The 12,152-nt window shown below is 40.4% G+C and carries 13 protein-coding genes; 1 reads left to right on the top strand and 12 read right to left on the bottom strand.

All coding sequences use genetic code 11. The features are described 5' to 3' along the window. Positions 1-2 precede the first annotated feature (2 nt). The 12 genes from eutL to ACHZES_RS06640 all read right to left on the bottom strand — a co-directional run bounded on the left by eutL (position 3) and on the right by ACHZES_RS06640 (position 11,303). Positions 3-656, bottom strand: a complete 654-nt coding sequence (gene eutL, locus ACHZES_RS06585) for an ethanolamine utilization microcompartment protein EutL (protein WP_154525808.1) — start codon at positions 654-656, stop codon at positions 3-5. A gap of 31 nt (positions 657-687) precedes the next feature. After that, entirely contained in the window at positions 688-1,593 is a 906-nt protein-coding gene (gene eutC / locus ACHZES_RS06590) for an ethanolamine ammonia-lyase subunit EutC (protein WP_038282871.1), read from the bottom strand. Next, positions 1,593-2,972 carry an ethanolamine ammonia-lyase subunit EutB gene (locus ACHZES_RS06595; RefSeq protein WP_395548712.1) on the bottom strand — a complete coding sequence of 460 codons (1,380 nt, stop codon included), beginning with the start codon at positions 2,970-2,972 and terminating at the stop codon, positions 1,593-1,595. Before ACHZES_RS06595 ends, eutC begins: the two co-directional genes overlap by 1 nt. Before the next feature lie 19 nt (positions 2,973-2,991). Next, positions 2,992-4,422: an ethanolamine ammonia-lyase reactivating factor EutA gene (gene eutA / locus ACHZES_RS06600; protein ID WP_395548711.1), complete on the bottom strand. Its 1,431-nt coding sequence runs from the start codon at positions 4,420-4,422 to the stop codon at positions 2,992-2,994. 28 nt (positions 4,423-4,450) lie between these two features. Then, positions 4,451-4,792, bottom strand: coding sequence for a BMC domain-containing protein (locus ACHZES_RS06605; protein WP_038282876.1), 342 nt, complete (start codon positions 4,790-4,792; stop codon positions 4,451-4,453). Positions 4,793-4,816: 24 nt separating this feature from the next. Further along, positions 4,817-5,956 carry a 1-propanol dehydrogenase PduQ gene (locus tag ACHZES_RS06610; protein ID WP_395548710.1) on the bottom strand — a complete coding sequence of 380 codons (1,140 nt, stop codon included), beginning with the start codon at positions 5,954-5,956 and terminating at the stop codon, positions 4,817-4,819. A 22-nt stretch (positions 5,957-5,978) separates the two neighbouring features. Next, the gene (locus ACHZES_RS06615) at positions 5,979-6,557 is read right to left on the bottom strand and encodes a cob(I)yrinic acid a,c-diamide adenosyltransferase (protein ID WP_038282879.1); all 579 of its coding nucleotides are present in this window, start codon (positions 6,555-6,557) and stop codon (positions 5,979-5,981) included. A gap of 1 nt (position 6,558) precedes the next feature. After that, positions 6,559-6,999: a EutP/PduV family microcompartment system protein gene (locus ACHZES_RS06620; RefSeq protein WP_038282880.1), complete on the bottom strand. Its 441-nt coding sequence runs from the start codon at positions 6,997-6,999 to the stop codon at positions 6,559-6,561. A 16-nt stretch (positions 7,000-7,015) separates the two neighbouring features. Further along, positions 7,016-7,360 (bottom strand): BMC domain-containing protein, encoded by a 345-nt coding sequence (locus ACHZES_RS06625; protein WP_038282881.1) that lies wholly within the window; start codon positions 7,358-7,360, stop codon positions 7,016-7,018. Positions 7,361-7,577: 217 nt separating this feature from the next. Next, positions 7,578-9,566 (bottom strand): FAD-dependent oxidoreductase, encoded by a 1,989-nt coding sequence (locus ACHZES_RS06630; protein WP_395548709.1) that lies wholly within the window; start codon positions 9,564-9,566, stop codon positions 7,578-7,580. A gap of 22 nt (positions 9,567-9,588) precedes the next feature. Beyond that, positions 9,589-10,029, bottom strand: a complete 441-nt coding sequence (locus ACHZES_RS06635; RefSeq protein ID WP_154525816.1) for an aconitase X swivel domain-containing protein — start codon at positions 10,027-10,029, stop codon at positions 9,589-9,591. A 2-nt stretch (positions 10,030-10,031) separates the two neighbouring features. Beyond that, positions 10,032-11,303, bottom strand: a complete 1,272-nt coding sequence (locus tag ACHZES_RS06640) for an aconitase X (RefSeq protein WP_395548707.1) — start codon at positions 11,301-11,303, stop codon at positions 10,032-10,034. A gap of 178 nt (positions 11,304-11,481) precedes the next feature. Here ACHZES_RS06640 and ACHZES_RS06645 point away from each other — a divergent pair, with 178 nt between their 5' ends. After that, positions 11,482-12,081, top strand: a complete 600-nt coding sequence (locus ACHZES_RS06645; protein WP_154525820.1) for a TetR/AcrR family transcriptional regulator — start codon at positions 11,482-11,484, stop codon at positions 12,079-12,081. The last annotated feature ends 71 nt before the right edge of the window (positions 12,082-12,152 follow it).

Below are 12,152 nucleotides of genomic sequence, written 5' to 3' on the forward strand. Positions count from 1 at the left end.
GCCTAGTAACTAGTTGGGTTGTCTGCAACGGCTTCTACCGCCTTAGCAAATGATTCACATGCTGATCTGCAAGCAGATTGAGACCCTGTCAGTAATGCTCCTGCAAAGTTTGTTTCAGATGGAGGCCCATAAAATACACTCATTTTTACATCAGCAGCTTTCAGAGCCGAATCGATAGCTACCATCGCTTCAAGGGGTGGTGCTATTAAATAAGCAATGGCTTCTCCTTCCTTCACATTTGCTCCTTTTGAAAGATAAGAACCAGTTCTCGATACACAATGGGCAAAATAAATGATTGAGTTATCATCATTTGCACTAAAAAAGCTAGCTTCATTATTTATTACCTCAATCGCACGATCCAGACCGCTTCGTACCTCTGCCGGACTGGGACCAGCTAAAATACCGATAACTTCTCCTGCTAATTTTGTAGAAGCATTCGCAGCTCCGGCATACATACTTCTTGCATATACAACGGCTACATCGGATGCCTTCGTTGCTTCATCTAATGCCACATAGGTTACATCATCAGAATCAGAAGTAATAATCCCTAGACTTTTTTGATTTGATGCTAATTTTAATTCCTTTGCCAATCCATCATCCACATTTGGAATGATTTTTACGCTTAGAACATTTGCACCTAATCGTTCATTTTTCATTAGGAAACCTCCTTTTTAAATCAAACGTTTTTTATTTTTCTTTCAAATCTAATCCAGATACCTTTTTATCTAACATTCTCTTGATAATTTCAGCAATATATGCTCCTGCTTCTACCGCCGGCGTTCCTTGTCTGTGAATATTGGAAACTACTGTTCTTCTAGCTTCCGGCATACCAACAGTAGGTTTATAAGCGATATACGCACTCATAGATTCTGCTGTAACAAGGCCTGGTCTTTCTCCGATAAAAAGACAGACGACTTCAGCTCCTGTTGCTTCACCAATTGGATCCATAGCTGGGACGCGACAATGTTTTATAAAAACAACTTGTCCAAAGTCAAGTCCAAACATCTTGAGCCCTTGTTGTAAAGAAGGTAAAACATCTCTGATATTTGCCTCTATTGCTGCTGAACTTAAACCATCACCAACGATAACTTGAACTTTCTGATTTGGTTTCACAGCATTTTTTATTGTATTGATTGCTTCATTTGAAAACTTTCGGCCTAAGTCCGGACGTGTAACATATTCGTCTTTATCCTTGCATTCTGTAGCAACCTCTACAAATCCCATCTGTTTAATTAAGTCTTCATTCACATAGGAGAAAACAGCATCCTGGGCAGCCGCATGGTCAGCACGGAATCGAAGACTGGGCTCCGTCAAATATCTTGTACCTGTCCTCCACAATCCCAGACGAGCTGGTGTATAGGATTTCATTTTTAAATAACCTTCTTTATCCGCTGCATTTGGAACTAAAAACTGCTTGCGTATGTCTACTTCTGTAATATCTGGTATAAATCCCTCTTCAACAACACAGGAATTAGCAGTTTGCCTGGTGTTTACAGTTGCTTCTTTTGATGGACTGTTGATAACTGGCGGTACTTCATTTACCATTTCATTTAAAATCGATTTAATCATTTCTTTTAAGTTTAATTCGTCCATTAGTTACCCCTCCTCTGCTTCAAAAATACAGATGCATCACCAGCTTTAGAAGTTAAATGTCCATTTTCGCTGAATCCCATTTTTTCTAACCATTGTTCAAATTCTTTTATTGTCCGTTTATTTAACAATTCTCGAATGGAAGCACCTTCTTGGTATCCTGTGGTTTGATAATTTAACATAATATCATCACCAGCTGGAATAGACATAATAAAGTTAACACCAGCTGTTGCAAGTAAAACGGTTAAGTTCTCAGCATCATTTTGATCAGCCTTCATATGGTTCGTGTAACAAACATCGCACCCCATAGAAATACCAGTTAATTTACCCATAAAATGATCTTCCAGACCTGCGCGGATTACTTGTTTAGAGTCATACAAATACTCTGGTCCGATAAAACCAACAACTGTATTAACAAGGAAGGGATCAAAATATTTTGCAAATCCATAACATCTGGCTTCCATAGTCAGCTGATCTACACCATTGTGAGCATCGGATGAAAGCTCAGAACCTTGTCCTGTCTCAAAGTACATAACATTTGGACCAACTGCCGTACCTAGCTTTAAAGCCATGTCCTTTGCTTCTGAAAGCATCTTAGCCGTAATTCCAAAAGCTGTATTTCCTTTTTCAGATCCTGCAATCGATTGGAATACCAATCCGGTTGGTGCTCCTTGTTCCATTGCTTCCATCTGAGTGGCTACGTGAGCTAAGACAACATGTTGTGTTGGTATCTCCCACTCATTAATAAAATCATTGAATTTATGAAGAATACGCTTTACACTTTCTGTCGTGTCGTCTACCGGGTTTAGACCTATGACTGCATCACCAGATCCCATAGACAGACCTTCCATAACGGAAGCCATGATGCCGTCCACATTGTCAGTCGTATGATTGGGCTGCAGACGAGTTGAAAAAGTTCCCGGGATACCAATTGTCGTATTAGCAGTCTTAGTTACTATGATCTTCTGAGCACCCACTATCAAATCTAAATTGGACATAATTTTCGCAACTGCTGCAACCATTTCAGAAGTTAAACCATTAGATATACGATGAATATCATAGTTTGTCGTATTGCAATCCAAAATCCATTCTCTTAATTGAGCCACTGTCCAGTTTTTAATCGTTTCATAAGTTCTAAGATTCACATGATCAATAATAATGCGTGTTACCTCATCCTTTTCATATGGCACAGCAGGATTGTTAAATAAATCTGAAAGTGTTAAGTGTGATAAGACAACTTTAGCTGCAACTCTTTCTTCCGCGCTGCCTGCTGCAACTCCAGCTAATTTGTCCCCTGATTTTTCTTCATTTGCCTTACCCATAACTTCCATAACCGATGAAAATTGATAGGTTTTGCCAAAAAGTTTAGTTTTTAAAATCATTGTGCAACTCCTTTTATCATTAATTAAATACTAATGTTTTTACGATTACTGGTAAAACAGAGCCTTCTGCAATCGGCATTCCGATATCGATATAATCCCCATTTCGTACATGAACGCTATCAATACATACAAAAGGATAATCTTTTGGAAGATTTGCATAAAGGCTATGTCCTAATGCCTTTGCCATATCTTCTTTTACAATAATTACTAGCGGCAATTTCTCCTTAATCAACAAATCCAAACCTTTTATCATTTCTTTAGCCAGGCTTTGAATAAACTGGAAGGAAGGGCTATGTGCACCTTCTATCCCTAATCCAATCGTTTGTACTTCTCCATCCACCATAAACCATTTTACTTTTTCTTCAATAATACTCCCTAAGTTCCCACTATTATCGGCGCTTTCATCATCTTTCGATAACTGTAAGATGGGGATATTCTTAAGCGGAAGTATATCCTCTTTATAGGTGATTGTACTCCCGGAAACATCGGTGGTGTGTGATCCTGCTCCTACTACAGTTGCACGAATCGTCTCTACTGTTGGTATCAATTTTAAGTCAGTCATAAGAAGGGAACCACTTATTTTCTTGCCTAACAAAAGTCCAATATCACCATATTTAAATGGATTTTGTATCGGTTCTTTTGTAATACCATCTGCTACTCCACCCGAAAATGAAATACACTTCATTTGAATCTTTGTGCTCAATGCTTTGTTGGTTATCAGCAAGTCAAAATAAGGACTTTTTTCACCTAATCCAATGCTATTTTCCAGTACTTGTACAAATATAGCTAAGAGTTTATCTAATTCTTTAAGATTTATCTTTTCATTTAGATGAATTTCTAAAGCTTCTCTTTTAATGATTTCCTTCACTTTCGGTGAAATATAACGAATGATTTCACTTGTATCTACCTTTATTAAGCGGCCTCCAATATCAAAGCAAGCCGTATCCTCAATATCTCCATTGTTAAAGACCACCAGATTTGTTGTCCCGCCTCCAATATCGAAGTTTACCGCCGTTGTGTATTGGCTTTCCGAATAGGAATAAGTCCCTGCTCCTTTCCCGGCAATAATACTCTCTAAATCAGGACCAGCCGTTGCCACTACAAAATCACCAGCAAAACCACTTAACGCTTTCGCAACTGCCTGGGCATTCTCCTTTCGAACTGTTTCCCCGGTTATAATGACAGCACCAGTCTGAATATCTGACTTTGTAATACCTGCTTTTTTGTATTGCTGCTCTACAAATGCTTTTATACCGTCGGAATCTATTAGATTATTTTCTAATATAGGAGTAAAGATAATATCACTTTTAAATATCACTTTTTTATCTTTAATGGAAACTCTTGGAATTGTAAAAACTGATGCTATATTTTCAATTGAAAGTTCTGATAAAATTAATTGTGTTGTTGATGTTCCTATATCAATACCAACGCTTAATAACGTTTCAGTCATCTTATCTACTCCCTTTGAATATGTTTCATTAAGTGCTAGATAGAGGCACAACTGTAAAATCTAAAAGACTTTCCATCGTTTTCAAAATGTTTTCTAACGCAATCTTAACCGAGGAAACATCCCCAATAATAACCACTGCACCTGAAAATCTGTCAACAAAACCAATTTCAACTTCAGCGGCTTTTGTTGCTATATCTACAACGATAATCGCTGCTTCACTTGGTGTTATCGTTAAAATACCGACTGCTTCATTTTCAGATTGTATCCCAATCTTTTGATATAATTCTGCATCAGGTTTTGCAATAACATGTGCAACGGTGATTTGTTTACCAGGAACATATTCCTGTATAATTCTCTCATTTACCTCCAAGTAATCACCTCATTTATTCATAATTTATATAAATGATTTCCCTAGAATGCTAATTATATCCTCTTTCGTTGGAACGATCGGGTTTGTTGCTGTGCAGCGATCTGCAAGAGCGGCTTCTGCAATTACACTTTTATCTAATTCAAATTGATCCTTGTTCACTCCGTATTCAGAAAGACTCTTTGGAATGGAAAGTGCCTTTTCAAGTGAAAGGATTGCGTTAACTAAACTTCGTACACCCATTTGTGGATTTCCAGCATTTAATCCTAAGAATTTAGCTATTTTAGAATAACGACTTGCAACAGGGGTAGTATTTTTACTGTAATCTCCTTCAATAATTCCTGCATTATAACGAATAATATTTGGTAATAAGATACCATTTATTCTTCCATGTGGAATATGCCAACGTGCTCCTGCTGCATGTGCTATACCATGGTTTAACCCTAGTGAGGCTGTATGAAAGGCCATTCCAGCCATTGTTGATGCTATATGCATTTTTTCACGCGCCACTTTATCATTTCCATCTTTATAAGCTCTCTCTAAATAAGTGAATACATAGCATATGGCTTTTTCACTTAAGGCATCAGAGATATCATTGGCTTTCGTGGAAACATAAGCTTCTATCGCGTGGGTAAGAACATCAATACCCGTATCAGCAGTTTGCTTAGGTGGTAATCCTGCAATAAGGCCAGAATCTAAAATAGCTTCATCCGGCAATATTTGATCCGTAACCAAAGGATATTTTGTTCCCTTTTCAGCATCAGTAATAATCGAAAAATTCGTAACCTCTGAACCCGTTCCACTTGTTGTAGGAATCGTGACAAATCGAATCCCACGAAACCGATCCGTCAACTTACCAAAATAGAGCATAGCTTTTGCTGCATCGATTGCAGAGCCACCGCCTATTGCTAATAAAATTGTGGCTGAAAAACCTTTGCTGGATTCTAACCCGGCAACAATGTTATCAATTGGGGGATCTGGGATAACTTCAGAAAACACCATTGTTTCAGAACTGCTATCAATATAACTTTTAATATGTGAAAGTAACTCTGATGAAGCAATAAAAGAATCTGTTACTATCAAAATCTTTTCATTCTTGAAATCTGATAATCGTTTCAAGCTATCTTCACCAACGTACAATGTTGTTCCGAATCTTATTTCTTGCATTGCAAACTCCTCCTTTCTAATTTTATAAATCTTCTTTTTTCAAATCTATATGGAATACCTTTCCACCTCTTTCATAAAGCACATCTTTTATGCCTTCATTTACATTCGCAACACGTGCTACAGAAAAAAAGTAATCTGATAAGCGATTAACAAATATCAAAACTTCTTCATTCATATCATTCGTCCATTGGAACGTTACTATTTCTCTTTCCGCTCTCCTGGCAATTGTTCTGCAAATATGCAAAATACTTGCTGCTTGAGAGCCACCTGGCAAAATAAAAGACTCCACTTCTGGAGGAATATCTACATGTGCATCAATACATTTTTCAATCCACTCTGTTAAAGCAGATGTAACTCGGTAGGTTCCTTTTCCATTCGGCGTTGCCAAATCATTGCCACAATCAAACAAACACTGCTGGATCTGTGTTAATTCCTTTTTCAAAGAATCATTGTTTTTTATAAGTGTAACAGCATAGCCTACAAAACTATTTAATTCATCAATTGTTCCATATGCTTTAATACGTTCACTATCTTTTGCTAATTGCATGCCACCGATTATCCTAGTGTATCCTTTATCACCTGTTCTAGTATAAATTTGCAATTTATGATTCCTCCTTAGAAAGATAGGCTATCAACTCTGCTACTCCTTTATCTTCAACAGCAGAGAGACGAAAAATTTTCTCAACACCTGCTAACTCTAATCTTTTCTCAGCGCTTATAATAGCCTCTTCATTTGATGCCAGATCGATCTTTGTAATAATTCCTATACATGGTTTTGTAAAGTTTTGTGCAAAATAGGGCGAAAATGTCTGGCTTTGCTCTGTCACGCTACATATGAATCCAATGATATCTGAACTGGCAGCCATCATTTGTAACGCGCTATAAAATCTTCTATGCAATACAAACTCACCCGGTGTGTCTATCATCTGAGAATAGAATTCAACTGCTTGTGTCTTTTTATATTTAATCATCTCTCCTTGAATCCTTTGGCAAAGGGTGGTTTTCCCACTTCCTACTGATCCAATTAACATAATTTTCTTCACTTTCTATACCTACCTATTATGTTCTTGTTACTTTGGGGACAGAAAACTGCATAAATTCGCTTAAATAAATAACAACTTGTTCTATCGCAGATTGTACAGCCGCCACATCCCCCAGGATAATTACAGACCCACTGAACCGATCAACAAATCCTATTTTAATAGGTGCAGTCTTTTTAGCTATATCTACAGCGATGATTGCAACCTCTGGTGGGGTTATGGTTAAAATACCAATTGCTTGATACTTTTCTTCATTTAAGCCTAATTTCTCAAAGATTCGATCATCGGGACTTGCTATAATATGTGCTAATGTCACTTGTTTACCTGGTACCGATTCAAATATCTTTCTTTCTAATACATTCATATAGCCCCTCGTTTCATAGCGAAAGCATAACACACATGATATTCTTTGCTTTTATTGCCATATTATGTACTTTATTAGTAAATTCTAGTCTCTTAGATTTTTTTTATTTTTATTTCACTATGGTCAACTTAAAATACAGAAAAAAGCGCCTTCTGATTTCCCATGAAATCAAAAGGCGCTGCATAAAATTTATTCTATTTACGAAATATTTATAGAGTTACAGTTCTCTGGCAAGCTCGTATGAATTCCAGATGGAATACATAATATTATGTACCTTCTGGGAATCTCCAATATTGTGGACAGGTATATCCAAATCCTTCAGTTCATCATACAGTGAATGATTTTCACGGTAGCCGATGGCTGAAATAACTGTATCCACCGGGAATGAACGTTCTCCTTCCGGGGTTTCTGCAGTCACCTTACCCCCCTCTATACTCTTCACAGTACTGCTTGTAAAGACGTCCACCTCATGGAATGCCAGCAGATCCACAAGCATATCGTGATTCATATGTGGAAGCGCACCGTGACCGCCCAGAATGTCTTTCAGCATTTCGATGACTGTAACCTTGGAACCGTTCTGTGCAAGCCATAGAGCTGTTTCGCATCCAACCAATCCACCGCCGATCACAACGACATTTTTTCCTGCCTCGGCTTTTCCAAGAAGGATATCATCTGCGGTAGTCGCAAAAGCATTCGATCCAAACTTGCTCTGAATCGGCTTCGAACCGGTTGCCGTAATGATTTCATCTGGCTTGAAATTGGAGATATTTTCTGCAGTGATCTCACTGTTCATCTTGACTTCCACATTCAGAAGCTCAAGCTGTCTCTGATACCACTTAACAAGGGCTCTGTCATAGCGTTTGAAATGAGGAACACTTCCCGGAATCAGATTTCCTCCAAGGCTTCCGCTCTTTTCACATAGAGTAACGCGGTGTCCCCTTTCGGCCAGCACTCTTGCTGCTTCCATTCCTGCTATTCCGCCTCCAATAACAAGAACATGCTTCTTCTTATTAGCCGGTACGAGTCCATAAATTTTTTCTCTGCCACAGGCCGGATTCACGGCACAGCTCACAGGGGCGTTTGAAATTCTGCCCAGGCAGCCTTCATGGCAGCCGAGGCACGGTCTGATTTCATCTAGCCTTCCAGTTCTCACCTTTTCCGGATAATACGGATCAGTCAAAAGCTGTCTTCCAAGTCCGATGATATCGCAGGAATCGCCGAGGGCTTCTATTGCCATCTCCGGATTTTCCATTCTTCCGGCCAAAATAACAGGGACATCTACATTCTGCTTTACAAGTCTGCCGAATTCACGGTACATTCCATCTTCAAAATACATCGGCGGATGATTCCAATACCAGGAATCGTAGGTTCCCGCATCCACGTTCAATGCGTCATAGCCTGCTGCCACCAGAATTTTAGCAGCTTCGATTCCTTCTTCGATATCCTTACCAGCTTCTTCATAATCTTCTCCCGGCAATCCGCCGCGGCGGATTCCCTTCATGCAGCTTTTCAGACTGTAGCGAAGGCTGACAGGGAAGTCAGGTCCGCAGGCTGCTTTGATACCTTTCACAATATCCGTTGCAACCCTCAGCCGGTTTTCCAACGAGCCGCCATATTCATCCGTTCTGCGGTTGAATAGGGCGATGGCAAACTGATCCAGGAGATACCCTTCATGAACCGCATGGATCTCTACGCCGTCAAAGCCAGCTTTTTTCGCAACCACTGCGGACATGACAAATTTCTGAATCAAGTTCTTTATTTCTTCTATCGTCATTTCCCGGTGCTTGATTCGGGGATCAAATCTGTTTTCATTCTCTGACGGCGCGATAAACTTGGTAGCAAATCCGGGCAGCGCACTTCTCCCAAGACCTCCGGTAAGCTGAAGAAAAATCTTTGTGCCGTATGCATGGATTCTTTCATTCATCTGATACGCTTCATGAATAAAAGCCAGCGGATTCTGAGTCGGACATGGGAGACCGGGTTTGACCAAACCTTCAATTTCCAGATCCACACTACAGATTCCAGTAATAATCAATCCGATTCCGCCCTTGGCCCGTTCCACATAATACTCCTGCAGCCTTTGATTCATTGCTCCCAGTGCATCGGCATATCCGACAGGGCCCATTGGTGCCATGGACAATTTGTTTTTTATTTGTACGTTCCCGATATATGCAGGCTCAAAAAGCTCTTTGAATTTTGTACTCATGTGTTTCCTCCATTTCTCTCCATTAAAATAATGTTACAGCGCCATCTTCCGCGACTTCCACCGTCTGCCCATCCTGAACCGACTCCAGGAAGCGGTCACCCAACCCATCAACCGTAACGATCTTTGTGTTTTCCCAAATATCCGCCAGCAGAACACCCGAGATCGCCAGGGACTCGGCTGTTGCTGAAAACAGCATTGCTTTCGGCTGAATCCCCATAGCTGCGACGGTCTGAATCAGCATACCCGCCGTAGTGGAACCGATAACCTGTGGAATGCACAGGATGGCTCCGGAGAGATCCTTCTGAAACAGGTCCGGATTGTTCTGGTCAGTACACAGTGTCTGTTTACCGTTTGATACCAGCGCTCCCATATAGGATGAAAGCACATTGAATCCCTTTTTGGACACCATAGCGTTTCCCCTGACCTGTCCCGGTATGACTGCTCTTCCCTGAAATTTATCCATTGCTAAAAACCTCCCTTTACAACAAGATTTACAAGATCCTGGTCGTCTACGTACCGCGCTGAGGAATAAGTTCTCAGTTTATTTGAATTTGTAATAATTGGTTTTTTTGCACAAAGCGGGTTTGACATGTACATCAGAGGACAGATGTGAGACACCTTCACTCCTGTTTTCAGAAGCCGGTCATAATACTCTGTCCCTCTGAATCTTGCTATGACATCGGGTGCACTGGTTATGATGGTATCCACCACGATCTTATCCTGTCCGCTCTCCCTGAGGGCCTGTTCAAAAATTTCGGTCCATTCTGTCAGCTGGTTGAAGGAGGCATGGGGACATCCGATAAATGCCCTGTCAGGTTTTGCGTTCATATCTGCCCATAGAACCGGATAGGAGCTTACCACTCTCTGAAGCTCCGCGTCATCGATGACATAAACGGACGCATTCTCTCTGATCAGTTCTTCTCCGTATTTTTTCGCCTCCGGTGTCAGGTTTTCCGCATGGTAAAGCGCTACCGCACCGTTTGATGCAGTTGCTGCTCCCATATCCTTTAAGTAGTCCTTTACCGCCGGAGTCAATTCAGTTCCGAGAAACTGATCCAAGCCTTTTATGTATGGTACCTTTTCCACTACCTTCATTCCGATGGCGCTTCCCAGAATCTGTGGACGAGGAATTTTGGTTGTTTTCAGTTCTATGATCCAGTCAGCATTTCTTCCTTCATCGGTCAGGAAACCGAATTTCGGCGTCTTTCCGATAATCCCGCTGAAGAATTCCATAACGCCAGAGGTCCTGTTTGTTCGGGCTCCCAGTACAGAGTTGGCATAAACCACCGCCGAGGATTCCGCCCAGGCCAGATTGTCTCCGAAATTTGGAGTGTTGCCCACCTCATCAAAATAACAGGCACAGGTATAGGCATTTTCATCCTTCATTCCCAGCTTCACCAGCATGCTCTCGTATTCCTGCTGGGTGCCGTATAACAGTTGATACATCTCCTTCTCCTGCTGGTTAGCCGGTACATTCTCGTAGTCAAGAGGCTGGGGATCCGCAGTAAAAGGCAGCTTGGTCCTGATTCCGGCATCAATCATCTCTTTCATAATTCTTGACAGAGGCTTCAGGGCCGGCATTCCAAAGGAACACACAAGATGCACAGGTCCATCCAAAGGTACAAGGCATTCCGCGTCATACATTTCTCCGTACCTTACAAGTGTTTCCATCGTTTTTTGCAGAATATCTCCGTGTTTGCCATTGAGTATATCCTGCTCTTCGTTTGTTAACTTCATAATCTTCTTCTCCTTTCATTTATTTTGTTTTCAACAAGCATTTTTAACCGAACGCTGTTATGTTAATATTAGCACTTTGTTATTCTTTTGTCAATCAGGTCCAATGAGTTCACCTTGCATTTTTTTTTAAAAAAGTTTATGATTATAAAAACTGTATCTAATTGGAGCAAAATCATTTATGGCAAGAAAGAAAAGAGACGAGCAGGCCGCCCAGACAAAAAATAACATCATACGGGTCGCCTTAAATTTAATTCAAAAAAAAGGGTATCACAACATGAGCATCCGGCAGCTATGCCAGGAAGCCGGTATCTCTACGGGAGCGTTTTACCATCATTTTAGTTCCAAGGAAGAGATGATCAACAAGGGCTTTGCCCTGTACGACGATGCTTTGGATCTTCTGCTGCAGCACTATGAATTCCACAATCCCGTAGAAGACATAAAATTTATATTACTACACCAGACAAAATTTGTTATGGAAGAGTCAGCCAACCTGACAAAAGAACTGTATATCGCTCAGTTGTCAACGGATGTAAAATATTCCGTAAAGCCGGTAAGAAAATACTATCAGACAGTAGAAGAACTAGCGGGAAAAGCGTTAGAGAAAGGTATGATTCATACCGATATGACGGTGGATGAGCTCACTTCCTTTCTGATCCGAATCAACCGGGGTGTGATTATTGACTGGTGTCTCAACGATTATTCCTATGATCTTATGAAACAGGCAGAAAAGGATCTGATATTCGTTCTGGACAAGCTGACAGCTCCTTTATCCAACTAACACGACCATCAAAATATAATTTTGAAATGAGCCAGAAACTAACAGAGAGTTAGTTTCTGGCTCATTTTTTG

Source organism: Lacrimispora sanguinis (assembly GCF_044987295.1).
In the GTDB taxonomy this organism is placed as follows: domain Bacteria; phylum Bacillota; class Clostridia; order Lachnospirales; family Lachnospiraceae; genus Lacrimispora; species Lacrimispora celerecrescens_B.